21 protein-coding genes and 2 tRNA genes are annotated in these 23,467 nt (G+C 53.4%); 14 read left to right on the plus strand and 9 right to left on the minus strand.

Going from position 1 to position 23,467, the window contains the following annotated elements; all coding sequences use genetic code 11:
- Genes flhF through ACFQ1Z_RS03755 form a run of 5 tightly spaced genes read left to right on the plus strand, consistent with a single transcriptional unit; the run spans window position 1 to window position 4,620 of the window.
- On the plus strand, window positions 1–1,404 hold the full coding sequence (flhF, locus tag ACFQ1Z_RS03735; RefSeq protein ID WP_379055778.1) for a flagellar biosynthesis protein FlhF: 1,404 nt from the start codon (window positions 1–3) through the stop codon (window positions 1,402–1,404).
- A complete protein-coding gene (locus ACFQ1Z_RS03740) occupies window positions 1,397–2,200 on the plus strand; it encodes a MinD/ParA family ATP-binding protein (protein ID WP_379055780.1) in 804 nt (267 codons plus the stop codon). The genes flhF and ACFQ1Z_RS03740 overlap by 8 nt, the downstream gene beginning before the upstream one ends.
- A 16-nt stretch (window positions 2,201–2,216) precedes the next feature.
- Window positions 2,217–2,954, plus strand: coding sequence for an RNA polymerase sigma factor FliA (locus ACFQ1Z_RS03745; protein ID WP_379055782.1), 738 nt, complete (start codon window positions 2,217–2,219; stop codon window positions 2,952–2,954).
- Entirely contained in the window at window positions 2,954–3,706 is a 753-nt protein-coding gene (locus ACFQ1Z_RS03750; protein WP_379055783.1) for a flagellar motor protein, read from the plus strand. Before ACFQ1Z_RS03745 ends, ACFQ1Z_RS03750 begins: the two co-directional genes overlap by 1 nt.
- Window positions 3,706–4,620 carry a flagellar motor protein MotB gene (locus tag ACFQ1Z_RS03755; protein WP_379055785.1) on the plus strand — a complete coding sequence of 305 codons (915 nt, stop codon included), beginning with the start codon at window positions 3,706–3,708 and terminating at the stop codon, window positions 4,618–4,620. The genes ACFQ1Z_RS03750 and ACFQ1Z_RS03755 overlap by 1 nt, the downstream gene beginning before the upstream one ends.
- Here the strand turns inward: ACFQ1Z_RS03755 and ACFQ1Z_RS03760 are convergent, their stop codons facing one another.
- The 8 genes from ACFQ1Z_RS03760 to smc all read right to left on the minus strand — a co-directional run bounded on the left by ACFQ1Z_RS03760 (window position 4,621) and on the right by smc (window position 18,111).
- On the minus strand, window positions 4,621–6,897 hold the full coding sequence (locus ACFQ1Z_RS03760) for a sensor domain-containing protein (protein ID WP_379055787.1): 2,277 nt from the start codon (window positions 6,895–6,897) through the stop codon (window positions 4,621–4,623).
- Window positions 6,898–7,170: 273 nt separating this feature from the next.
- Window positions 7,171–7,791 carry a protein-methionine-sulfoxide reductase heme-binding subunit MsrQ gene (locus tag ACFQ1Z_RS03765; protein WP_379055789.1) on the minus strand — a complete coding sequence of 207 codons (621 nt, stop codon included), beginning with the start codon at window positions 7,789–7,791 and terminating at the stop codon, window positions 7,171–7,173.
- A 39-nt stretch (window positions 7,792–7,830) separates the two neighbouring features.
- Window positions 7,831–8,781 carry a protein-methionine-sulfoxide reductase catalytic subunit MsrP gene (gene msrP, locus ACFQ1Z_RS03770; RefSeq protein WP_379055791.1) on the minus strand — a complete coding sequence of 317 codons (951 nt, stop codon included), beginning with the start codon at window positions 8,779–8,781 and terminating at the stop codon, window positions 7,831–7,833.
- A gap of 214 nt (window positions 8,782–8,995) precedes the next feature.
- Window positions 8,996–9,892, minus strand: a complete 897-nt coding sequence (locus ACFQ1Z_RS03775) for a DUF4394 domain-containing protein (protein ID WP_379055793.1) — start codon at window positions 9,890–9,892, stop codon at window positions 8,996–8,998.
- 263 nt (window positions 9,893–10,155) lie between these two features.
- Window positions 10,156–11,058 carry a hypothetical protein gene (locus tag ACFQ1Z_RS03780; RefSeq protein ID WP_379055794.1) on the minus strand — a complete coding sequence of 301 codons (903 nt, stop codon included), beginning with the start codon at window positions 11,056–11,058 and terminating at the stop codon, window positions 10,156–10,158.
- A gap of 1 nt (window position 11,059) precedes the next feature.
- Window positions 11,060–13,138 (minus strand): NAD-dependent DNA ligase LigA, encoded by a 2,079-nt coding sequence (gene ligA / locus ACFQ1Z_RS03785; protein WP_379055796.1) that lies wholly within the window; start codon window positions 13,136–13,138, stop codon window positions 11,060–11,062.
- 2 nt (window positions 13,139–13,140) lie between these two features.
- Window positions 13,141–14,550 carry a cell division protein ZipA C-terminal FtsZ-binding domain-containing protein gene (locus tag ACFQ1Z_RS03790; RefSeq protein ID WP_379055798.1) on the minus strand — a complete coding sequence of 470 codons (1,410 nt, stop codon included), beginning with the start codon at window positions 14,548–14,550 and terminating at the stop codon, window positions 13,141–13,143.
- A 51-nt stretch (window positions 14,551–14,601) separates the two neighbouring features.
- Entirely contained in the window at window positions 14,602–18,111 is a 3,510-nt protein-coding gene (gene smc / locus ACFQ1Z_RS03795; RefSeq protein WP_379055800.1) for a chromosome segregation protein SMC, read from the minus strand.
- A gap of 80 nt (window positions 18,112–18,191) precedes the next feature.
- On the opposite strand from smc, the gene queF reads away from it, so the two are divergent.
- From queF to ACFQ1Z_RS03820, 5 genes are all read left to right on the plus strand, one after another.
- Window positions 18,192–18,638 carry a preQ(1) synthase gene (gene queF, locus ACFQ1Z_RS03800; protein ID WP_379055802.1) on the plus strand — a complete coding sequence of 149 codons (447 nt, stop codon included), beginning with the start codon at window positions 18,192–18,194 and terminating at the stop codon, window positions 18,636–18,638.
- A 158-nt stretch (window positions 18,639–18,796) separates the two neighbouring features.
- Window positions 18,797–18,872, plus strand: a tRNA-Ala gene (locus tag ACFQ1Z_RS03805).
- 89 nt (window positions 18,873–18,961) lie between these two features.
- Window positions 18,962–19,037 (plus strand) — tRNA-Glu (locus ACFQ1Z_RS03810).
- A gap of 215 nt (window positions 19,038–19,252) precedes the next feature.
- Window positions 19,253–19,714: a hypothetical protein gene (locus ACFQ1Z_RS03815; protein WP_379055804.1), complete on the plus strand. Its 462-nt coding sequence runs from the start codon at window positions 19,253–19,255 to the stop codon at window positions 19,712–19,714.
- 115 nt (window positions 19,715–19,829) lie between these two features.
- Window positions 19,830–20,177 (plus strand): hypothetical protein, encoded by a 348-nt coding sequence (locus ACFQ1Z_RS03820; RefSeq protein ID WP_379055806.1) that lies wholly within the window; start codon window positions 19,830–19,832, stop codon window positions 20,175–20,177.
- A 136-nt stretch (window positions 20,178–20,313) separates the two neighbouring features.
- Here ACFQ1Z_RS03820 and ACFQ1Z_RS03825 read toward each other — a convergent pair whose 3' ends face one another.
- A complete protein-coding gene (locus tag ACFQ1Z_RS03825) occupies window positions 20,314–20,568 on the minus strand; it encodes a hypothetical protein (protein ID WP_379055808.1) in 255 nt (84 codons plus the stop codon).
- Between the two features lie 261 nt (window positions 20,569–20,829).
- Here ACFQ1Z_RS03825 and ACFQ1Z_RS03830 point away from each other — a divergent pair, with 261 nt between their 5' ends.
- The 4 genes from ACFQ1Z_RS03830 to ACFQ1Z_RS03845 are packed head-to-tail and all read left to right on the plus strand — an operon-like array spanning window position 20,830 to window position 23,464.
- Entirely contained in the window at window positions 20,830–21,096 is a 267-nt protein-coding gene (locus ACFQ1Z_RS03830) for a phosphopantetheine-binding protein (RefSeq protein ID WP_379055810.1), read from the plus strand.
- Between the two features lie 32 nt (window positions 21,097–21,128).
- Window positions 21,129–21,770, plus strand: coding sequence for a COG4648 family protein (locus ACFQ1Z_RS03835; protein ID WP_379055812.1), 642 nt, complete (start codon window positions 21,129–21,131; stop codon window positions 21,768–21,770).
- 19 nt (window positions 21,771–21,789) lie between these two features.
- Entirely contained in the window at window positions 21,790–23,145 is a 1,356-nt protein-coding gene (locus ACFQ1Z_RS03840) for an AMP-binding protein (protein ID WP_379055814.1), read from the plus strand.
- 4 nt (window positions 23,146–23,149) lie between these two features.
- Window positions 23,150–23,464, plus strand: coding sequence for a hypothetical protein (locus tag ACFQ1Z_RS03845; protein WP_379055815.1), 315 nt, complete (start codon window positions 23,150–23,152; stop codon window positions 23,462–23,464).
- The last annotated feature ends 3 nt before the right edge of the window (window positions 23,465–23,467 follow it).

Below are 23,467 nucleotides of genomic sequence, written 5' to 3' on the forward strand. Positions count from 1 at the left end.
ATGAATATCAGAAGATTTTTTGGCAAGAATGCACGTGAAGCATTGGCTCAGGTGAAACAGGCCTTAGGTGAAGATGCCATTATCGTTGCCAATCGCAGCGTCAATGGTGGCACCGAGATCATGGCCATGCTTGAAACTGATATCGCCAACTCCGATAACAAACAACCGCAGGAGCCGCAGAGTGATGCCCGCAGCCTGCTCGACTATGTGAACGGTCAAGCCGGTGTCAACGGTCAGTCTGGTGTCAACAGCCAGTCCGCAGCGCAAGCAATGCCAGCCGCCAAGGCTCAGCCGCGCATGGCTGCGCCGGCGCCAGCGGCAAAACCGGCGGTCGCTGCACCAGCGGTAGAAGAAACGACGAACAATGACCACGCGATGATGGACTTGTTCAAACAGCACAGCGAGCAGCAGGAGCAGGCCTACCAGGTCGCCACGCAGACGCTGGAAGAAAAAATGCTGACCATGATGCAGGAAATGCGTCATATGCGCAGCAACTTTGAAACGCAGATGAGCGCCATGACCTGGCAGCATCATCTGCAGCACAGCCCGGCCAAATCTAAAGTATTGAGCACCCTGCTCTCTGCCAGCTTCAGCGCCGCCCTGTCACGCCAGATCGCTGAAAAAATGCCGCAGCATATCGATGTGCAGAAGGCACCTATTTGGGCTAAAGAAGTCATCAGCCGCAACCTGCATACGCTGGATGATGAAGATGCATTGCTGGATAAAGGCGGTGTGTATGCGCTAGTTGGCCCTACCGGTGTCGGCAAAACGACCACCACGGCCAAACTGGCAGCCCGTTATGTGATGAAACACGGCACCCAGAACCTAGGCCTGATCACCACAGACAGCTACCGTATCGGCGGTTACGAGCAATTGCGTATCTACGGCAAGATCCTGGGCGTGATGGTACACGCGGTGAAAGATGAAGAAGACCTGAAGATCGCGCTCAACGAGCTCAAAGGCAAACACATGATACTGATAGACACTGTCGGTGTCAGTCAGCGTGACCAGGCAGTGACCGAGCAGCTCTCCATGCTGAGCCGCGCTGAAACGCCTATACAGAAACTGTTGTGCCTGAATGCGACTTCAACCGGTGAAACCCTGACCGATGTGATGCGCAGCTACAAAAAACATGATATCGCCGGTTGCATAGTCACCAAACTGGACGAAGCCGCAGCCATAGGCAATGTGCTGGATGTATTGATCCGTGAGCGCATGCGCCTGTACTACACCACCGGCGGCCAACGCGTGCCGGAAGATATAGAAGTGGCGAATAAACACGCCCTGGTTGAAAGAGTGTTAACCCCACACCAGGCCAGCCTGCCCTACCAATACCTGGATGAAGAGTTGCCACTGGTGATCTCGAGCATGATGCAGGCGCAGGGAGAGCAGCACCATGTTTAATTACCATGACCAGGCCGATGGCCTGCGCCGTATCATGGCCAGATCATCTGCACGCATGATCAGTGTGATGGCGGCCAATGGCCAGCCTGCTGACAGCTGGTTGAGCCAGCTGGCGGCCAGCATGGCCACCCCAGGCAAGCGCGTGTTGCTGATACAGGCCCAGCAGCGGCCCATGACCAAATGCACATTGCAGGCAGTAGCCATGCGCAAAAGCAACCTGAGCCGCGCCGTGGTCAAACACCCGCAAGGCTATGATCTGGCCAGCCTGACAGAAACTGACGCATTAACCTCGCCTTTATCCGCCGATTTAAAAAGCGAGCTCGACGGTATAGTGAAGCAACTTGCGTATGACTACGATACCGTGATGATAGAAGCATTATTAGACACCAGTGACCAGAGCTTAGTCTTGCCCGTGATGGCCCAGCATAGCCTGGTGCTGCAGATGGAACGCCATGATGAAGCGATCAAATCGGCATATACCTCCATCAAGCGTATTTGCCAGCAGCATGGCCAGCTGCCTTTGAGCGTGGTAGTCACAGATGCCACGCATGAACAAGGCCAGCAGTATTTCATGCGCCTGAACCAGGTCTGCCAGCAGTTCCTGGGCATCTCCCTGGGTTTTCTCGGCGCTATCCCGGAGAGCAAATCCATGCAAAAGGCCCAGCCAGCCACCGGTTTGAAAAACCGTCTGGCAGCGGAGCCAACTCCGGCAACACAGTCTGCAATGGCATTTAAAGCCGTTGCCAGAAGTCTGGAACAACAACGTTTAACGACGTCGTCACTGGCTGCTGCCTAGAGTAAAGAGGGAAAACATGTATACCGCTAAAGGCAAAACCAACAATACCGACCAGATGCTCAAGCAGCATAGCGGCCTGGTCAAGAGAATGGCCTACCAGCTGAAATCCAAATTGCCTTCCTGCGTGGAAGTTGATGACCTGGTGCAGGCTGGCATGATAGGCCTGATGGATGCGATCCAGCGTTATGAAGACACGCATGGCGCACAGTTCGAGACCTATGCCTCGCAACGTGTGCGTGGTGCCATGCTGGACGAGTTACGCGGCGCCGACTGGCTGCCACGCGGTATCCGCAAGAATATGCGCGATATCGAGGTAGCGGTACAGCAACTGGAACAAAAACTAGGCCGCCCACCTACCGAATCCGAAATCGCCAAACACATGAACTTCAGTCTTGAAGACTACTACGATGTGTTGAGTGACTGTCAGGGTCACCAGTTGATCTACTACGAAGATTTTCACGATGATGAAGGCGGTGGCGAACACTTCCTGGACCGCTTTGTCGACGATGACAGCAATGACCCGGTCAAATCTCTGCTGGAAAGTGATTTCCGCGAGGCATTGATAGACTCGATAGACCATTTGCCGGAACGCGAAAAAATGCTGATGGGCCTTTACTACGAACAGGAACTGAACCTGAAAGAGATAGGCGCCATCATGAATGTGTCTGAATCACGCGTATGCCAGCTGCATAGCCAGGCCGTGGCCCGCTTGCGTGCTTCTATGCGTGATAAATCCTGGACCGGAGTGTCGTAATGGATTGGGGCAGCCTGGCAGGGCTACTGATCGCGCTCGCCGGCCTGGTGCTGGGACAGACCCTGGAAGGCGGACACCTTAAGTCGCTGCTGCAACCGGCCGCCTTTATGGTGGTGATGCTGGGCACTATCGGTGCCGTGCTGCTGCAAAGCGAACTCAAATCATTTATCAAAGGCCTGCGCATGCTGCGCTGGGTTTTTGTGCTGCCTGAAGATGACAGGCACAAACTGGCGCAGCGTATCAACCAGTGGAGCCAGCAAGCGCGTAAAGAAAGCGTGTTATCGCTGGAAAGCCAGATCAAGCGCGAGCAAGACCCATTTGTGCGCAAAGGCCTGCAGCTATTAGTGGATGGCACGCCAGCTGACCGCATACGCGAAGTCTGCGCCATCGATATGTATTATTTTGAAGTGCAGGAACGTGATGCAGCCAAGATCTGGTCTGCGGCCGGTGGCTATGCGCCTACCGTGGGCATCATAGGTGCCGTGCTCGGCCTGATCCATGTTATGGAAAACCTGTCAGACCCGGCCAAGATCGGTAGCGGCATCGCCGTGGCTTTCGTGGCGACCATTTATGGTGTCGCGCTGGCCAACCTGGTGTTCCTGCCTATCGCCAACAAACTCAAGGGCCATATACAGCACGAGCTCTCGCGCCGCGAGATGCTGCTGAATGCCTGGGTGTCTATTGCCAGAGGCGATAACCCGAAACTGGTCAGCGAACGCCTGGAAGCCTATTTGCGCCTCAGGGAGTCGTGATGTACCGGCGCAAGATCCACGACGATGACGATGACAGCCACGACCGGTGGCTGATTTCCTATGCCGACTTCATCACGTTGCTGTTCGCGTTTTTTGTGGTCATGTATGCCACTTCCAGCATCAACCTGAATAAATACCAGGCATTGTCGAGTTCGGTGGTCACCGCTTTTCAGGGCAAACCTGGCCAGACACCTAGCATGAACATAGACACGCCCTCCTCGCTGCAAAACCAGAGCGCCAGGCTGAAACCGTTGCCGCTCAACTATCTATACCAGGAAAAAAAGCAGCGTGACCTCGACAAAATGCGCGCCATCGGTCAACAGCTGGCCAATGTGCTTGAGCTCTGGATAGATCAAAAGCAAGTGGCTATCCTGCAGGGCGAATTCGGCATAGATATCACCTTGCGCAGTGACTTACTGTTCAAGGCTGACCAATCTGCGCTGAGTGAGCAAGGCCCTTATGTGATCAAGCTGATAGGCGAACAGCTGAAGAATGAATACCGCACCGTGCAGGTTGAAGGCCATATAGACCGCCATATGTATAGTGATGACGCCAACCCTGAAGCCAGGCGCTGGGAAACCACCGCCACCCAGGCAGCGCGTGTGGCCGCTATTCTGGGCATACGCGGTGTGAGCAGCAAGCGCCTGTCGGCGATAGGCCTGGCTGATACCAAACCGGCTTCCAGCAGCGAAAACAATCTGGCGCAATCGGTGAATAACCGCATCATCATCCGCATACTGACGGCTGAAAGTAATGCGCAACAGGCCGCCAACAACACCAATAGCACACAACTTGAGATCTTGCCTAAAGCCGAGCAGGCATTGCAGGCAGCGCCAGAAGTGCAAGACACGCCGTCGGCGACGCTGGCACCAGCTGCCGGCACCAGCGGTACTAAAGGTGCTGGCCTGGACTGATCACTGCAACGCCTGGGCCAGGCTGGCTTCAAACTGCGCTATCGGCATGGGTTTGCCAAACAGATAACCCTGGTAGCGACGGCAGCCATTATTCAGCAACAACTCCATTTGCTCCTGCGTTTCTACCCCCTCGGCGATCACGCTCAGATACATGCTTTGCGCCATGGCGATGATGGTACGTACTATGGTGCGGTCATGGCTATCGGTGACGATATCATTGACGAATGAGCGGTCTATCTTGAGCTGGTATAAAGGTAATTTTTTCAGGTACTGCAGTGAGGAATAGCCGGTACCAAAGTCATCCAGTGAAAACTGGATGCCGATATGGCTGAGCTCGGTCATGATGTTGACGGCGTCATCAACGTTCTCCAGCAACAGGCTCTCGGTCAGCTCCAGCCGCAACGCATTCGGGTTGATCTGGTGTTTCTGTATGCAGGCTTTGATCATGGAGATAAAGTTGGCCTGCCTGAACTGCCTGGCACTGATATTCACCGACAGGCTGAGGTCGCTGGTGTTGCGCGCATGCTGCCATTTGGCGATCTGGGCGCATGCCTGGTCCAGCACCCACATGCCGATATCGATGATGAGTCCGCTGGATTCTGCCACCGGGATAAACTGCAGCGGTGAGATAAAGCCACGCTGCGGATGCTGCCAGCGTAACAAAGCCTCGGCACCGAACGGCCGGCCGGTATGGTCTACCTGCACCTGGTAATGCAAAGCCAGTTGCTGCTGCTCTATCGCCAGCCGCAACTCGGCTTCCAGCATCACCTGGGTGGCGATCTCTGTCTGCATGCCGGGTTCATAGACACATACGCTGTTGCGCCCTGCCTGCTTGGCCCTGTGCATGGCGATATCTACCGCTTTGACAAAGTCGGTGTCGCACGCTTCTACGCTATTAAAACTGGAGAGCCCCATACTGGAGGTGATCTGCAGCTTCTGGCCATCCACTTTAAAGGCACGTTCAAATATCTTTTGCAGTTTGCGCTGCAACACCCACACCTGTTGCAAGGCTTTTTCGCTGTCACTGGCCAGGCCGGACAGCAGGATAAGGAATTCATCACCCCCCATGCATGCCAGAAAATGCGGCGCCACCACCTTTTGCAGACGCTGGGCGACCTGCTGCAACAAGTGATTACCCAGTGCATGGCCGTGCGCCTCGTTGATCCATTTGAAGTGATCTATATCCAGATAGATCAAGCCCCAGTGCTGGCCAGTGGCCGGTTGCAATTGCACCCGCTGCAACACTTCATACGCTTTTCTGCGGTTAGGCAGGCCGGTCACCGGCTCCAGGTAGGCCAATGCCTCCATGGTGTCCTGCGACAGATGGCGGTCGACCACGATACTGACTAATTTGGCCGCCTGCTCTATCATCGATTGCTCACTGGCAGTCGGCGTCTGCGCCTGACGGTAATAAATGGCGAACGCACCGAGAATGTCACCTGCGGCCGTCAGCAAAGGTTCAGCCCAGCCGGCATGGATACCGGAAGCCAGCGCGGCTTCGCGGTGATCCACCCAGTAAGGGTTAGTCATCACATCATCAACGATCACGCGCTGTTTCATGGCGATAGAAGTCGCCAGCGAGCCTTTATCGGTTTCCAGCTGTAACTGGCGCAGGGTTTCCTGCATGGCTTTGGGCAAGGTAGGCGCAATCACCGTTTGCACCAGTCTGCCCAGGTTCTGCGTCAGCACGATGGCGCAATACATATCGGTATGCATGGCCTCAATATCACGGGCGATGGTTTCCAGCACCCGCGTCGCATCCTGCTCCTTGAGTACCAGTTCCAGCATGGAGAACTGAAAGCGCTCATAGGCCAGCGCACGCGATTGTTGCTGTTGTGTCGCCTGCACAGCCTGGCGCTCACGCGTGATCTCACGCACCAGCACTAAAGAGCGTGGCCTGCCTGCAGTGTCGCTAAATTCGTGGGTGCTGCATTCCAGCCAGCGGTTGTGCGGGTCTTGCACGGCGAGTTGTATGCTGCGCTGGCTGATGCCAGGCAAAGGCTGGGAGAGCATGCCCTGCAGCGGCGCATGCGTGATGGCGGGCAGGTAATGCCATAGCGGAGTGAGCGCCGCCACTACAGTGGCAGGCAAAGCTTCAGGCACAGGCATACCGGCCCGATTAAAAAACAATAGGGCGTCGCATTTCCCCTGCTGGTCGGTCACTGCTGCCAACCCAAAACCAGAGGAATCTATGGTGGATTGCCATCTTGCAAACGTGCTGGCGAGCGCCTGATCCGCCAGAACGAATGCGTCGGGCTCGAGTATTACTTTTGACATCACATACCTTCACAACCGCAGTGTGAAATCCAACCCACGACTAGTACCAGCCAGCAAAAGCCTGTCGTTGGTTAAAACCACACACCCCTAAAAATTATTAGTGAGAGTCCCCCATGCAGCACGGCTCTCTTTATATTTACAGTAATGTGTCTAAAAGCGTGAATGATGTCAATAGCGAACAGTGAAGAATGCGACTGTGACGGCAGTCACACAAGCATTTAAAGCCGTGGAATAGCGTTTATGGCCACATGCGGGGAGCACTAGGCCGCTAGATCAGCGCCGCCGCTCAAACGTCAGCCACCAGCGTGCCAGCATCAGGCCGGCAAACAGCAGGCTGTAAATCACTGGCTCGGTGACATCTTTTTTGACCAGCCACCAGTAATGCAATAAAGCCAGCACCGCAATGACATACACCAGCTGGTGCAGGCGTTTCCAGCGTTGTTTCAGCGCACGTATGGCGCGCTGGCTAGAAGTAGCGGCGAGTGGCAGCGTGAGCAGGAAAGCACTGGCCCCTACCAGCACATACGGGTGCTTGACGATATCGTGGCCTATATCCGGCCAGTCAAAGCTGTAGTCCAGCCACAGATAACTCAGTACATGCACACAGGCATAGGCAAACATCCACAAGCCCAGCAGGCGACGCACGGCGATCAGCCAGGATAATCCTGCCCACAGCCGCAACGGCGTGATGCTTAAACTCAGCAGCAAAAACACCAGTGCCCAGGTGCCGGTGAAACGTTCTATGAACTCGACCGGATTAGCACCCAGATCATCAGTGACCGCCAGCACCAGCAAGCGCAGCAGTGGCAGGCAGGCGCCCAGCCAGATCAGCGCCTTCAGTGCGCGTATACGGGCAAGCGGGCTGCTAAATAGAGGTGAGATTGAACGTAGCATCAAGCGTGACACAACATAGCCGAGGGCGGAGTCAACCGCTTAAAAATTCTTTTTTAGATCCATGCCGGCGTATAACTGCCCTACTTCGTCATAGCCGTTAAACATCCTGGTTTTTATACGCCCGGCGAATAATCCTGCGCCTATGCGTTTTTCTGAAGACTGTGTCCAGCGCGGATGATCGACTTGTGGGTTCACGTTGGCATAAAAACCATATTCGCGCGGGCCGGCTTTGACCCAGGTGGTGGTCGGCATCTTCTCGACAAAGCGAATAGTGCTGATAGCTTTGGCGCCCTTAAAACCATATTTCCATGGCACGACCAGGCGTACCGGGGCGCCGTTCTGGTTGGGCAACACCTTGCCATACAGCCCTACGGCCAGGATAGCCAGTGGCTGCATGGCTTCATCCATACGCAACCCTTCCACATATGGCCAGTCCAGCACTGGCAGGCGCGCACCAGGCATATGACGCGGGTCATTATGAGAAACGAATTCTATGTATTTGGCATCGCCGGTGGGCTGGGCCCAGTCTATCAACGCCTTTAACGGCAGGCCTATCCAGGGGATCACCATAGACCAGCCCTCTACACAGCGCATACGGTAGATACGCTCTTCCAGCGGCGCCAGTTTGATCAACTGCTCTATATCCAGTGTCTTAGGCTGCTTGATCGCGCCTTCGACTTTGATGGTCCATGGCGCAGGCTTGAACAATACTGCCTCGCGTGCCGGATCTGCTTTGCCGGTGCCAAACTCATAGTAGTTGTTGTAACTGGTGATATCTTCATAGCTGGTCAGTTTCTCATCCTGGCCATAGGTGGTTTTTCTGGCAGCGAGTGCAGCTGTCGCCGCCTGGGCATTGAATGGCAGCCACAAACCGGCGCTTATTGCACCGGCCGCTTTCAGCAGGCTGCGGCGCTGCCTGAACACCTGGTACGGCGTGATCTCTGAAGGCTGGATGTCACTGGGGTTACGACGATTATTATCCAACAACATACAGGCTCCTTAAGCGCTGGCATAGCATGATAGGTATATGAGTTACGACCTGGTCAGCGGCCAAACAATTCCAAATGATCGCTGCGACTGCAAAGTTTAACAGTGCCAGACCAAGCTTCGCCAGACCAAGTATCGCCAGATTAGGCAACGCCAGACAAGCAAAAGGGCTAAAGTCAGAGAGTGACCTTTAGCCCTTTAAGCACCAGCAAACAGTTTAGCTGCGCTGTCTGGATCTTCTCAGTGCGATGCCTGCAATCATGCCCAGACCTGCCAGCATCATGGCATTGGTACTTGCTTCAGGCACGACGGCGGCCACGCCTGTCAGGCCATTAAAAGTACCGTTCAGCGTGGTCAGATAAGTGGCTGCGCCTGTGCTCAAGTTGATAGAAAACAACTGTGAATCCAGGGTGCCATCATCTACATTGAATAGTGCATAAGCTTTACCGTTACCCAGGATATCAAAGCCATTGGCGGATAACACATCCACACCCAGTGAACCTAGCGTTTGTATGCCGCCATTGCTGGACGGGCTGTTAAAACCGGTATTGAGGAACTGCAGGCTATCACTGCTGCTATTGATGTAATACAGATCAGTGGTATCCCCCGCACCAGGGTTCACGCCTGGACTGGAGTTGCTGTAAGCCACTGCCGTGTAGCCGCCGCCTATATTGCTGGCGGTATTACCTATGACGCCGGTATCAGCATTCACCGCATAGTTGCTGCCTGCCGCTGTGACCACCCGCAGTGAAGCGTTACCGGCAAAATCCGCACTAGGGTTAAAGTCTATGCCTACAGCCTGGCCGGTCAATGAAGCGCCAGTCAGACTGGTTTTCAGGGTGGCAGCACCTGTGCTGGTGTTGAAGGTATACAGGTTATTGGCGCTGGTGATACCGTAAACCAGGCCGTCAGTTGGCCGCAAGTCTACGCCTAGCAGGCGTTCGCCCTGAGACAAACCGGAGATGTTGATATAGGAAACAGTACCCAGACTTAAAGTATCTATGACTGCCAGTTGATTACTGTTGAAGGTGTACAGCGTGTCAGCGTTTGCTTGGAAAGCCCCAGTCAGTGCAACTGTGGCAAGCATAGCCTTGTAAACAAAGCGTATATCCATGGTCTAACCTCTCATCAATCATTATTTATATATATAAGAAATCTGATAGCCCCGATAAACTATATCACGATAAATAATTATTGAGTTAATAATAAATAGACACCACTATTATGGCGATAACTATTTATTTACTATGCATGAATAATAAAAAAGTAAAGCGTGAAAGCGTCTGCTGAAATGTACACACACAGACGTATTTGAGAGTGACACAAGCACCGACGCCAGTTGTGACGGCCAGTGTCTAGGGCCCGTGTCAATGATGATTAAGGTTTTGCCGTGCGCGCCCTGGCCAGCAGGTCAGTTAACTCGTCATCCTGGATCTTGCGGCTGATGGTTTCAGCCTGTGCCAGCAATGTTTCAGCACCAGCCCTATCGCCTTGCGCACGCTTGGCCTCGGCCCAGTGTATCGCCGTTTTGGCTTCATAAAAACTGCCGCCGTTCTCTTGCGCGTATTCCATCAGGCGCTGATAGGTTCTTTCAGCACCGACATAGTCTTTTTTGGCGATAAATAGCTGGGCCAATTGCAGGCTGCCTTCAGCATATTGCTCTGGTGCGGCAGACTTACGGAGCATCATCACGCCTTTTAACTGGTACTCGATGGCGAGGTCCAGCTGTTGCAGTTTCTGGTAACTCAGCGCTTCATGCACATAGCTGTCTGCACGCTCATCGTCGTTTAAAGCCAGCTTTTCGCCGGCCTGAAAAGCTTGCAGTGATTCTGCGTACTGGCCATTGTCGTAATAAGCCTCGCCTAGCAGATTGTGCGCGATACGCACATAGCGGCGCATGTTTTGCTGCTCACTGAATTTGAGTGCCTGCTGGTAACTGGCGAGCGCAGCCGGGGTATTGTTCGCTGTTTTCTGTGCATGGCCTAGTAGCATATAGGCAGAAACCAGATCCAGGCCTTGCGGCTTGAGCGCAATGGCTTGTTTAAAGCTCGCCTCTGCCTGGGCATGTTGCTGCAAAGCCGCTTGCGCGCGCCCTTTGCATAGCCAGAATTCGGGCTGGCTGGCATGCTGCGCGGCAATCTCCACCGCTTGCGCATACTGCTGCTGGTAGACCGCGGCCTCGCATGCGTCCAGCGCTGCGTCTCTCGCAAATACATTATTTATAATCAATAGATTAAACAACAATGTTAAAGTGATTTTTGAGTTTATTTTTAAAGTCATGTCAGAACAACCCTGCTTGTGTTTGCACATTTTCAGTGTCAACTTTTGTGTCAACTTCTGTCGTTGCAGCTGGCAACTGCAGCATGGCCAGCAATGCAGACTCATCGAGGATGGTGACATTGAGTTGCTGCGCTTTTTCCAGCTTGCTGCCTGCCTCTGCACCAGCGACTACATAACTGGTTTTGGCAGAAACACTGCCACTGACTTTACCACCCACCGCCTCTATCATGGCTTGCGCCTGGTCGCGCTTCAAGCTGGGCAAGGTGCCGGTCAGCACAAAGGTTTTGCCTGCAAACGCAGCCGATTGTATCTTTCTGGGGATATCGGCCCAATGCACGCCTAAAGCACGCATGGCTGCGATCACTTCGCGGTTATGCGGCTCCTGGAAAAACTGGTAGACCGCATCGGCCACTACCGGGCCGACATCATTCACCTGCAGCAGGCTGTCTATATCGGCCTGCATCAGCGTGTCCAGGTCACCGTAATGCTGCGCCAGGTCTTTGGCGGTGGCTTCGCCCACATTGCGTATGCCCAGCGCATAAATAAAGCGCGGCAGACTCGCCTGCTTGCTTTTGTTGATGGCGTCCAGCACATTCTGTGCTGACTTTTCCGCCATGCGGTCCAGACCGGACAACATGGCCAGGTCCAGGCGATAAACATCATCCAGATGGTTGACCAGGTTGCGCGCCACCAGTTGGTCGACCAGCTTTTCACCCAGGCCTTCAATATCCATGGCTCTACGGGAGGCAAAATGGGTGACCGCCTGTTTACGTTGTGCCGGGCAGATCAGGCCGCCGCTACAGCGCGCGATGGCCTCATCCTGCAGACGGACCACATGCGAACCGCATTCCGGGCAAGCCGTGGGCATCACAAACACACGTGCATCTGCCGGCCGCAACTCAGGCATGGCCGCAACCACTTCAGGGATCACATCCCCTGCCCGCCTGACGATCACGGTATCGCCGATATGGATATCTTTACGGCGTAATTCATCCTCGTTATGCAAGGTGGCATTGGTCACGGTCACGCCACCGACAAATACCGGTTTCAGCCTGGCCACTGGCGTGATAGCGCCGGTGCGGCCTACCTGCACCGTGATATCTTCAACCAGGGTGGTCGCCTCTTCAGCCGCAAACTTGTGCGCCACTGCCCAGCGCGGCGCGCGCGAGACAAAGCCCAGTGTGCGTTGCAGATCAAAATCGTTGACCTTGTACACCACGCCATCAATATCAAACGGCAGGCTGCTGCGTTGCGCCCCTATCTCGGCGTAATAATCACGCAAGCCCTGCGCGCCGGCTTTGACTGTGCGCAGAGAGGTGACCGGAAAGCGCAGGTCAGCCAGGTATTGCATGGCTTGCGCATGCGATTGCAATTCAGGGATACCTTCACTGGCGCCCAGGCCATAAGCAAAAAAGTGCAGCGGACGTTTGGCGGTGATATTGGAATCCAGCTGGCGCAGGCTGCCGGCAGCGGCGTTGCGCGGGTTGGCGAACAGTTTGCCGCCGGTGGCTGCCTGTTGCTGGTTGAGCTTTTCAAAGTCTTTTTTCAGCATCAGCACCTCGCCACGTACTTCGAGCAAGGCCGGTGGCTGCGCGGCTGTGAGCCGGGTAGGAATAGCGCGTATGGTTTTCAGGTTGTGGGTGACGTTCTCGCCGGTGTAGCCATCGCCGCGGGTGGCCCCTTGTACAAACACGCCATTCTCATAAGTCAGGGTGATCGCCAGACCATCGAATTTGGGTTCTACCGCATATTCAACCACGGTTTCATCTGTGGCTTCGCGCACGCGGCGGTCAAAGGCTTCCAGTTCCTGGTCGCTGAAAGCATTATTCAGCGAAAGCATGGCCTGCCTGTGCTGCACACTGTCAAAAGCGGCTGAGGCCAGCCCGCCGACGCGCTGGCTCGGAGAATCAGGCGTGACCAGCTCAGGATACTGTTGCTCCAGCGCTACCAGCTCGCGGTAGACACCATCGTATTCATTGTCGCTGACCAGTGGCGCATCAAGCACGTAATAATGGTAGTCATATTCGGCGATACGCTGCTTGAGCTGTTGCAGGGCCAGCGCAGCCTCATTGGCAGCCATGATCAGGAGAACAGGCGTTTGGCATGGCTGCTGCCGGGTACTATCCCCTGTGCGGCCATGGCATTAGAAATATTTTTTAACTGCTGACGGATCTTGTCGAGTTGCGGGTCGCCGATAGGCTTGCGGTTCACGTCTATCAGGCTGGCACTCAGGCTGGCAGCCATATTGCGCGCCAGTTCTACCATACGGTCAAATACCTGCATGCTATCCGAGGTGGTGGGGATATCGAGCTGGAATGTCACGCCCGTCATCACCGTGGTTTTCAGCATCTCGCCTGAAAAGGGCTTACCTTCGTAGTTACGCACAGAAAATTCCAGCTCGCCTTCGTTGTTGAACAACTCAAAGCGGCCTTCGGCACTGAGCTGCAAGCCACAGGCTTCAGCCAGGCCGCGCAGTTTAGTCGCATGAAACATACCCTGATTAGCCAGCACGTGGAATTCGACTGCTTTATCGACCTCGATACAGAAAGCATCTATCTCCTGCGCTTGCAACGAAGGCTCATAACCACCTTGCCAGTGCACGCTCAAACCCAGGGCGCGCGCCAGTGTCTCCATAGATTTCTGGAAACGCTTCAGGGTTTCCTGGTCTACCGGGCCACCACGGTCAGCCAGTTGCAGGCTACATACCACCTGGCTAAGCGGTATTTTGCTCTGCAGGGCAGTGCTATCCATGGCCAGCACATCCAGCCATTTGGCATCCGCACTACTTTGCCCCCACAAGCTGGCGTGGTGCGGGAATGTCCTCGCTTCGGCCTGCAAGTCTTCCAGTTCGGCCAGCATCACACCCAGCGGTGCATCTATGACACCCACCCAATCCATCGCCGTATGCAAAAACGCAGGCAAGCTGACTGCTGGTTCTGGCGTATCCTGGGCTGGTGGCTGGTCAGCATCATGCGCTTGCGCATGGTCTGTCACTTGCAGCCCGGCTGATGGTTGAGAAAAACTGTCTGAGGTTTCTTGCGCAGTTTGTTGCTGCGGTGCTGAGATCGAAGGTTCTTGCTTGGGTTCGGCGTTAAAAGCTGCAGGCGTAGATTTGGGTTGTAACGGACGTGTTTCTTGCGCTGGCTTATTCAGCGGCGGGCTGGCGGGGTTTTGCGCAGTGGCTGGTTTGGCTTTCTGGCTATCGTTTACCGTGAATTCCGGCTCAAATTTTGCCGACTGGCGCACACGCGGCTCCGACATCCAGCCTTCTACATCTTCAGTCACGGCGTGTTTGTCAGCCGCGGCGGATTTCTGGCCAGTTTCGGCCTTGTGACCGCCTGGCAACTCGCCATCCAGCACATCTGTACGCGTATGGCTGAAGCGATATTCAACATCTTTGCGGTACTTTTTTTCTTGCCACCAGTTAAAAACTACCACTGCCAGTACAATGCTGACCCCCAGCAATACCAAAATCATCCACAAATCAGACATGTATGGTTACTATCCCTTAAAACTCCGCGATATGATACAACAAAACATGCTTTACGCCGCATGCATGCGTATCGCCTCATCTATATCAACATCAACAATCCGCGATACACCTGATTCCTGCATGGTGACGCCAATTAGTTGTTGAGACATTTCCATCGTGATTTTGTTGTGTGAAACAAACAAAAATTGCGTTTTTTCTGACATCACGCGCACCAACTGACAAAAACGTTCGGTATTACTGTCATCCAGCGGCGCATCGACCTCATCCATCAGACAGAATGGTGCCGGATTGAGGCGGAACAGTGCAAACACCAGCGCCATCGCCGTCAGCGCTTTTTCGCCGCCAGAAAGTAATTGTATGGTGGTGTTTTTCTTGCCTGGCGGCTGCGCGAATACCTGCACGCCGGTATCGAGGATCTCATCCCCCAGCAGTTCCAGCTTGGCCTGGCCGCCATTGAACAGGGTCTGGAACAACTCGCCGAAATTGCGGTTGGCTTCTTCAAACGTTGCGCGCAGCTTGCCGCGCGTTTCGCGGTCTATCTTCTGTATGGCTTCTTCCAGGGTCTCACTGGCGGTGAGCAAGTCTTTCAACTGGCTATCCAGATAACCTTTGCGCTCTTTTTCTACAGCCAGTTCTTCTATGGCCGCCATATTCACCGGCCCTAATTGTTGCATCTGCGCTTGCAATTTTTGTGTGGTCTGCGCCAGCACCTGCACTTTGCTGTCCAGGCTCAAGCCCTGCTGTAGCATCGCATCATCCAGCCCGGTGTCTGCCAGCGCCGCCTGGCATTGTTCCACCTGCAGGCGGCATTCCTGTTGCTTGAGGCGTCGCTGCTCCACTGCATCCCGCAGCGGGTGTAGCTGCTGTTCAACCTGCATACGGCTGCGCTCTTGCGTCTGCAAGGCGTTTTCCTGCTCGGCAAGCAGGTTACGCGCCTGCGCCAGTGCCTGTTCGCACTCATGCTGCTGGGTCAGGGCGTGCGCCAGATTGGCCTTGAGCGTCTCCATATTGCTGATGGCCAGGGTTTGCTCTGTCTCAAGCAATTTATGCTGCAGGTTCTGGCTTTCCTGTTCATTATGCGTCAGCCGCTGTTGCAGATCTTTGACGGCGTTGTTGAGCAAAGTATGTTCAAACACCTGCGACTGATGGGCTTTTTCAGCCTGCTGCACGCTATCACGCAAGTTGAAATAAGCTTGTTCCGCCTGTTGTTTTTGCGCCTGCGACTCTCGTGCCGCTTGCTCCAGTGCAGCAAACTGCGCTTGCTGGCTGGCGATACTGGCCAGCGCGGCCACGCTTTCTGCATTTAAAGCGGATTGCCGGCTTTCGGCCTGCGTGATTTCCTGTTGCAGCCCAGCCTGGCGACGTACCGCATTATCGTGCGCCTGCTGCAAGCGCGAGATCTGCATCTGCGTATCATGCGTGCCGGTGGTCAGTTGCTTGATGCGCACATGCGTCTGTTGTTGTAGCTGACGGGTATTCTGCAACGCAGATTCCAGCGTTTGCGCCTGCTGCTGCGTAGCCGTCACTGCCTGCTGCGCCTGGCTCAGGCCGGATTGCAGTTGATCCAGCTGCTGTTGCCGCTCAAGCACGCCTTGCATCTGGTTCTGGCGGCCATAAAACACCGCGCTGTAGCGTTGGTAAACATCACCGTTTTTAGTCAGCAGGCTCATGCCGGCGCTTAACTGCGGCTGGTATTGTGCCAGCTGCTGTATATCATCAAGCACATAGACGCCGGCCAGCCAGTGTTGCAGGGCTGCGGCTATTTCAGGCTGCTTGATGGTCAACAGACTGAACAAACTGGGTAAGCCCTGCCATTGCGCTGCTTGCGTCTCAGCGCCTGACCCGGCTTTGGCGATCGCCAATGCGGCCTGTGGATGTGGCAATTGCGACCAGTCCGGCAGGTTTTGCGGCAGCAAGGCATTGAGCTTGTTGCCGAGCAGGTTCTCCAGCGCCGATTGCCATTCGGCATCGACTTGAATGGCTTGCCATAAACGCGGCGCCGATTGCAGCCCGTTCTTTTGCAGCCACGGCCCCAGCTGCTGGTCTTGCTTCATGCTTTGCTGCAATTTCTGCAATGACTGTATCTCGGCTTCTAACTGATGCAAGGCACGCTGTGCCTGCTGCCAGTCTTGCCGCGCCTGCTGCAAGGCCTGCTGCTGCGTATTTTCGTCTGCCCTGAACTGTGCCAGCTGCTGCTCTTCATGCTGCAAGTCAGATTGTTGTGTCGCCAGTTGTTGTTGCAGCTCTCCCAGCGCCTGTGTGTCTGGCAATGCCCACTGCCCCAGCTCATGCTGCAAATGCTGCAACCGCTGCCCTACTTCAGCCAGGTTGCGCTGGATAAAATTGACATTGTTCTGTTCCAGCTGCATCTGCTGGCGGCTTTGCTGTACTGCTTGCTGCGCTTGGTTGGCGGTTTGTTGTATCGCTTGCAGCTGCGTAGCCTGTGCCGGCAGATCATGCTGCATGCCCTGCAAGCTCAGGGCATGTTGTGCTACCGACCCTTCAGCCGCCGCCAGGGCAGCCGTTTTATCGTTTAATTGCGTGTTTAATTGCTGCTGCTGTTGCGCCCTGTGTTCCATCTGCCTTTGCAGTTGCTGCTGTTCCTGCAACAGACGGTCACGTGCCTCTTCAGATTGTTTCACCTGCAAACCAAGGTTAGAGACCTGTGAGTTCGCCTCATAAAAAGCCGCCTGTGCTGTATTTAACTGGCCGGAGGCCTGCTGGTGCTGCTGGCGCGACTGCTCAAGTTGCAACTCGTTGCTGCGTAAATTGGCCATTTGCGCTTCTAGCGCATTTACCGCCTGCTCCACCGCTTGCGAAGCCGCCTCATGTTCCAGCACCGCATCGCGTTTACGCAGCCACCACCATTGCGCTTCGGCCAGCTTGTGCGCCTCCTGCAAGGCATGAAACTTTTGCGTGACCACTGCTTGCGCTTCAAGCTTGATGATCTGCTTGTTCATCTCGCGCGAGATATCTTCCACCCGCTCCAGGTTCTCGCGTGTGTCACGCAAACGCAACTCGGTCTCGCGGCGGCGTTCTTTATATTTGCTAATCCCGGCTGCTTCTTCAAGAAACACGCGCAGTTCTTCCGGCCTGGCTTCTACGATGCGGGAAATGGTGTTTTGGCCTATGATGGCATAAGCCCGGCCGCCCAGCCCGGTACCCAGAAACAGGTCAGCCACGTCGCGGCGGCGCACCGCAGTATTGTTGATGTAATAAGTAGAGCCCTTGTCGCGTTCGATCACGCGCTTGACCGAGATCTCGGCGTATTGATTCCACTCGCCGCTGGCACCGCCCAAGCTGTTATCAAACACCAGCTCCACACTGGCGCGCGAGATAGGTTTACGGTTACCCGAGCCATTAAAGATCACCGCATCCATGGCATCCGCCCGCATCTCCCGCGCCGAAGATTCGCCCAGCACCCAGCGTACAGACTCCATGACATTGGATTTACCACAGCCGTTCGGCCCGACCACCCCTACACGTTGCCCGTGCAGATGAATAGTAGTCGGATCGACAAAAGACTTGAACCCCGCAAGTTTTAAATGAGTGAGACGCAAAGTAAGAAAAACGCTTATAAGAATTTGAATGATTGCTTAAGCGTTATAATACCCACTTTTATCAAGAAACATAGCCTGCAATGAACGAACATTTACTCGGTGGCAAGCCAACCGCTGTCCCCGCTAAGACACTGGAAACCTTTGACAACCCGAACCCGAACCGTGATTTTCATATCCATATGGAAATCCCGGAGTTCACCTGTCTGTGCCCCAAAACCGGCCAGCCGGATTTTGCGGTCATTTACCTGGACTATATTCCTGGCCAGCTGTGTGTGGAATTAAAAAGCCTGAAGCTCTATATGTGGTCGTTCCGTGACGAAGGCTGCTTCCACGAAGCGGTGACTAACCAGATCCTGGATGACCTGGTCAGCGCGATCGCGCCCAAGTTTATGCGCGTCACCGCCAAGTTTTATGTGCGCGGCGGCATCTTCACCAACGTGGTCGCTGAACACAGGGCCGCCGGCTGGCAACCGCAACCCTATGTCGAGCTGTCCCACTTTGCGGCACAGAGCAATATTCGCGGCTAAACAATAGCGCCATCAGGCAGGCACAGGCGCTGAAATACAGACTATCGCAGTTTTTTAAAGAATCCTGCGAAAAGTCGTTGACAAGACAAGTGCCCGTCATTAATATGGCGCCTTCTTTGAATTGCAGCGCAAAACAAAGAAATGCAGTACCAGGATTCGGGGGTATAGCTCAGCTGGGAGAGCGCTTGCATGGCATGCAAGAGGTCAGCGGTTCGATCCCGCTTATCTCCACCAAGTGATTGAAAATATTGAGTTTTTTGCAAAAAAATATTTTTCGATTATTTGAAACAATGGTATACTGCACACGTTGTAAAATTTCTTAGGTCCCCATCGTCTAGAGGCCTAGGACACCTCCCTTTCACGGAGGCGACCGGGGTTCGAATCCCCGTGGGGACGCCAAAATCCACGCAGTGGTTGAATCGTTAAAGTATCAATTGATTCATACAGATCAAACCTCCAGTGTTTACGCACTCGAGGTTTTTTCATTTGTACAAGTCCATTCACCCGCCATTCAAAAATGGTATCTGGTATTTCCGTCTAAAAGTCCCTAAAGACCTCAACCCGTAAAAATGTAGATACAATCGGGCAAACACTAAAAGAATAAGAAGATACAGATGAAAGACTCAATCGGCTTCCGCATTCCTAGACGCGCCCTTATTCGCGAGTACAGATCAATGGCGATTGTTATGCCTGTAGGTTTGCTAGCGCCTTGGTTGTTAGGGGTAGTCACACTATCTTCCGTAATACAGACATTTTTCTTTGTTGCCTTTATCTTTGGCTGCTGCTTTTGGTACACACTAAAATATAGATGGGTGTACCTCTCAATGGAGGGTGTACAAGGCGAATCGCCATGGGGTGCTAAATTTTTTATTCCCTGGACTGCTAAAGTAGCACTAGAGAGTCGTTCAGCCTTTGGAGGGATTAAGTGCATATCTATTCAAGCTGAAGATCAAAAGCCAGCGTTAATGCTCCCAGTTGCGATCAGCGAGACACCTGAGTTTATTGAAGCGCTTAAGATGGTTGCACCGTCTGAACACCCTTTGCTGTCTGCAACAGATCACCTCAAGATTAAATAACATAAGAGCAGGCTTCAGCTAGCTTAAATGCAGGCTAGAGCTTGGCGTGAATAAGACTAAGGCCAGATTGATACGATACAATTTAGCTGATAGAAAACCAGAAAAGAGTTTATATATGAAAACTAAGGGGTTAGAAAACCGGGACGACTTCAGATCATACGCCACTGTATTTTTCTTCGTTGCCCTGATAGTGATTGCAGGGTACTTTCTGCGGCAGGCGAATAAAACCAGGCAAGCCCAGGTGGTAGAGTCTGTAGCTGCCGGGCATGTGGTTAATACAGTGTTAATTACTAATACTTTCAGCTCAGACGACACTAGAGTTGAAACGGACAAAGAAACTTACCTGGTGCATGGCAAAGCTCAAGTCGAAAAAGGCAGCAGCCTGCGCTTGGAGAAAAGGTTAAATAAGCAGAAATTCCTCTGCGAGACTTCAAAGAACGAATGCTGGAAACTGGTAGTTTAAAGAATAAACCATACGCAAAATTGACATACAAAAAACCTCAAGTGCTACACACTTGAGGTTTTTTCTTTTGGGGCAACAGCCCCATATTCAGCAAGGCCAAAGTAGTGTTGGCTACTGCGACTGCTTAACAGGCTGATTAATGCGTCTCAAGCTTCATGTAAACCTCTTCGTCGGCCACCATATCCAGCACAGATTCGGTGAACTCATCTGTACATTCGCTGGACCATTCTGCATCTTCAGTGAATTCGCGCGTCATCATGGGCAGAAAGCTCATGTGCATATACTGTCCATCATCCATTTTGATCGCTTGCACCTGGTCAGGGTGTTCTACTAATTCCCAGGTGTCAGGGATATCTAGCTCCACTTGAATGGTGACGATTAGTTTTTTCATGATGCTCTCTTTATATTAAGTGGGTTTGATGACCTGAGACTATAGGTGCTCTTCAACAGAACTACAAGCTAACTTTCACTCGCAGGTGTTTGATTCGGCTTAGCCGAACGAACTCTGTTTGTATGATCAGGTCAATTAGTAGCCTTGCATGTGAATAAATACACTTTTGTCCGAAATGGATTAATTGAGGCCATCACAATGCTGCTAAAATACGTCAAACTTAATTTTTGACCTTGATCAACTATCACTTAAAAGAGCTATATGACGGATAAGACTGCTTTGCAACTGGAAATCGCCGACCTGATGGTAGAGGCACTGAACCTGGATCTTGCTGCCAATGAGATTGAGCCAGATGCACCTTTGTACGGTAGCGGTTTAGGGCTGGATTCTATAGATATCCTTGAAATTGCACTGGTAGTTTCCAAACGCTATGGTCTGCAGCTTAAATCCGATAACGAAAACAATCACCAGATTTTCAGTTCGTTGCGTAGTCTGACCGACTATGTGATGGCCAATAAAACCAAGTGATCTCCTGACGAGCCAGGCTTTCAAAAGACGTTATGCACAAAGCTTTTAAAGTCGTGCGCGGCCTGATCATCGCATTTTCCATCGTCGCCTTTGCATTGCTCGTCCATCATGTGAATACTGCGGGGCAGCACAGTCTGCTAGGCGCCCTGCTGGCTTTAGCACCACTGGTATTGATCGCCTTTGTCTATGCGATAAACATGGATTCCAAATTATATGGCAGCGGCTTGATCCTGCTGGTGTTGATTGTCAGCTGGTGGGCATTACCGCTGGTTCAGCAGCACACCGGCCTGATATTCTGGTTACAGGACATAGGTTTGCTGCTGATGCTATTCATCACCTTCGCCAGGACGCTGATGGCCGGTCGTAAACCTTTATGTGTGAGTTTTGCAGAGATCATTAATGGTGGTCCGCTCCCTGCCGACCATGAACATTATGTGTATAAAGTGACCGTGGCCTGGGTGATTTTCTTCGCTTTGATGATAGCTGCATCCACCCTGCTTTTCTTTTTTGCGCCACTGGCTACCTGGTCTTTCTTTGTCAATTTCCTGACCCTGCCATTGGTGGCGCTCATGTTTATTGCAGAATACCTGGTGCGCAGACGTGTGCTGACTGACCTGCCAACCGGAAATGTACTCGATGCAGTACGCGCCTACCTGGACTCCAGGCAGGTGTGACGGCCTGGACTTGACCTCTATGCAGAAATTACCCTTAGTTAGTCATAGCAGTCTGCAGCAGACGATAGCCTGGCGCAAAAACACAGCCATCACAGTCGGCCAGTTTCTGGCAGATGTGGCTGCACTGGCCAGCATACTGCCTGCAGGCCAGCATGTATTGAACGTATGCCGTGACCGTTACCACTTTGCGGTCGGTTTTGTCGCCGCATTAGCCAGCAATAAGATCAGCCTGCTGCCGCCAACACACACGGTAGAAATGGTGCAGCAGTTGCAAGCGTTTGCAGCGGATGTTTTCTGCCTGCACGACAATCCGGATTGCGACATCGCACTACCCAAAGTGTGCTATCCGGCCAGTCCAGCTGCGCCTTTGGCACCTGCGGAGATCCCGTTGATAGACGCACAGCAAGTGGCTGCGATCGTGTTTACTTCTGGTTCAACCGGCACACCGCTGCCGCATGTCAAGCGCTGGGGCTCACTGGTGCGCAATGTCCAGGCGCAAGCCAAACGCCTGGGTTTAGATCCAGAGTTGGCTTATACCCTGATAGGGACTATACCGCCGCAGCATATGTACGGATTTGAATCGACGGTGTTACTGGCGCTGCAAAGCGGCAATGCCCTGCACAGCAGTCAGCCTTTTTACCCGGAAGATATTGCAGAGACCCTGACCCAAACCAGTGGTGAACGCATACTGGTCTCAACACCTTTGCACCTGCGCCTGCTGCTGGATGCGGAACTGTCATTACCTGAGATATCGCTAGTCTTATCAGCGACTGCACCATTATCAGAAACACTGGCGCATAAAACAGAGAACTCGCTGCATGCGCCATTGGTCGAGATATACGGCAGCACAGAGACTGGCCAGATCGCGACCAGACGCACCACGCAAACCGATGAATGGCAGTTACTGCCAGATGTGCGTTTGCAGAGCGTGGACGAAAGACTGTGGGCTGAGGGCGGTCATGTAGAAATCCCCGCGCCACTGAATGATGTGATCGTACCTACCGCTCATGACAGGTTTTTATTGCAGGGCCGCATGCAGGACATCATCAACATTGCCGGCAAACGTAACTCCCTGGCCAGCCTTAACCACCATTTGACCAGTATAGAAGGCGTAGTTGACGGTGCATTCTATATGCCGGACGAGCTTTCGCATGACCACGTGACGCGCCTGAGCGCATGTGTGGTAGCCCCTGCCTTGAACGCTAGCCAGATCATGGCCGAATTGCGTAAACGGATAGATCCGGTATTTTTACCAAGGCCACTATTATTCGCTGAATCACTGCCGCGCAACAGCACCGGCAAGCTGCCGCGTCAGGCATTACAACAGCTGATCAGCCAACTTGTGCAAACCAGTGCCAGAGTCACGGAATATTAAGTTTATGAAAAACAAGGCAATCAATATCCCATCTGACCACCCGGCTTTCGCCGGCCATTTTCCTGGCACCCCTATTGTGCCAGGCGTGGTTCTCCTTGATGAAGTGTTGCATACCTTAAGCAGCGAAATCGGCCTGACTGTCACCGATTGGCAGATCAGTTCAGTCAAGTTCCTGAGCCCGTTGACGCCAGGGGAATCTGCCAGCCTGGAATACCAGCAACTCGCCAGTGGCAGTATTAAATTCGAGGTGTCATGTCCCGACCCTGACAGGCAAAGGCAGATCGTCATCGGCAGCCTTAGTCCAGCAGCGAAAGCCTGATCG

The sequence above is a fragment of the Methylophilus luteus genome (assembly GCF_042676265.1).
Taxonomy (GTDB): Bacteria; Pseudomonadota; Gammaproteobacteria; order Burkholderiales; family Methylophilaceae; genus Methylophilus; species Methylophilus luteus.

What these genes read in the sequence shown, in the direction of transcription:
- flhF (WP_379055778.1), top strand. Translation starts at nt 1, where the DNA reads ATGAATATCAGAAGATTTTTTGGCAAGAATGCACGTGAAGCATTGGCT.
- ACFQ1Z_RS03740 (WP_379055780.1), top strand. Translation starts at nt 1,397, where the DNA reads ATGTTTAATTACCATGACCAGGCCGATGGCCTGCGCCGTATCATGGCC.
- ACFQ1Z_RS03745 (WP_379055782.1), top strand. Translation starts at nt 2,217, where the DNA reads ATGTATACCGCTAAAGGCAAAACCAACAATACCGACCAGATGCTCAAG.
- ACFQ1Z_RS03750 (WP_379055783.1), top strand. Translation starts at nt 2,954, where the DNA reads ATGGATTGGGGCAGCCTGGCAGGGCTACTGATCGCGCTCGCCGGCCTG.
- ACFQ1Z_RS03755 (WP_379055785.1), top strand. Translation starts at nt 3,706, where the DNA reads ATGTACCGGCGCAAGATCCACGACGATGACGATGACAGCCACGACCGG.
- ACFQ1Z_RS03760 (WP_379055787.1), bottom strand. Translation starts at nt 6,897, where the DNA reads ATGTCAAAAGTAATACTCGAGCCCGACGCATTCGTTCTGGCGGATCAG.
- ACFQ1Z_RS03765 (WP_379055789.1), bottom strand. Translation starts at nt 7,791, where the DNA reads ATGCTACGTTCAATCTCACCTCTATTTAGCAGCCCGCTTGCCCGTATA.
- msrP (WP_379055791.1), bottom strand. Translation starts at nt 8,781, where the DNA reads ATGTTGTTGGATAATAATCGTCGTAACCCCAGTGACATCCAGCCTTCA.
- ACFQ1Z_RS03775 (WP_379055793.1), bottom strand. Translation starts at nt 9,892, where the DNA reads ATGGATATACGCTTTGTTTACAAGGCTATGCTTGCCACAGTTGCACTG.
- ACFQ1Z_RS03780 (WP_379055794.1), bottom strand. Translation starts at nt 11,058, where the DNA reads ATGACTTTAAAAATAAACTCAAAAATCACTTTAACATTGTTGTTTAAT.
- ligA (WP_379055796.1), bottom strand. Translation starts at nt 13,138, where the DNA reads ATGGCTGCCAATGAGGCTGCGCTGGCCCTGCAACAGCTCAAGCAGCGT.
- ACFQ1Z_RS03790 (WP_379055798.1), bottom strand. Translation starts at nt 14,550, where the DNA reads ATGTCTGATTTGTGGATGATTTTGGTATTGCTGGGGGTCAGCATTGTA.
- queF (WP_379055802.1), top strand. Translation starts at nt 18,192, where the DNA reads ATGAACGAACATTTACTCGGTGGCAAGCCAACCGCTGTCCCCGCTAAG.
- ACFQ1Z_RS03815 (WP_379055804.1), top strand. Translation starts at nt 19,253, where the DNA reads ATGAAAGACTCAATCGGCTTCCGCATTCCTAGACGCGCCCTTATTCGC.
- ACFQ1Z_RS03820 (WP_379055806.1), top strand. Translation starts at nt 19,830, where the DNA reads ATGAAAACTAAGGGGTTAGAAAACCGGGACGACTTCAGATCATACGCC.
- ACFQ1Z_RS03825 (WP_379055808.1), bottom strand. Translation starts at nt 20,568, where the DNA reads ATGAAAAAACTAATCGTCACCATTCAAGTGGAGCTAGATATCCCTGAC.
- ACFQ1Z_RS03830 (WP_379055810.1), top strand. Translation starts at nt 20,830, where the DNA reads ATGACGGATAAGACTGCTTTGCAACTGGAAATCGCCGACCTGATGGTA.
- ACFQ1Z_RS03835 (WP_379055812.1), top strand. Translation starts at nt 21,129, where the DNA reads ATGCACAAAGCTTTTAAAGTCGTGCGCGGCCTGATCATCGCATTTTCC.
- ACFQ1Z_RS03840 (WP_379055814.1), top strand. Translation starts at nt 21,790, where the DNA reads ATGCAGAAATTACCCTTAGTTAGTCATAGCAGTCTGCAGCAGACGATA.
- ACFQ1Z_RS03845 (WP_379055815.1), top strand. Translation starts at nt 23,150, where the DNA reads ATGAAAAACAAGGCAATCAATATCCCATCTGACCACCCGGCTTTCGCC.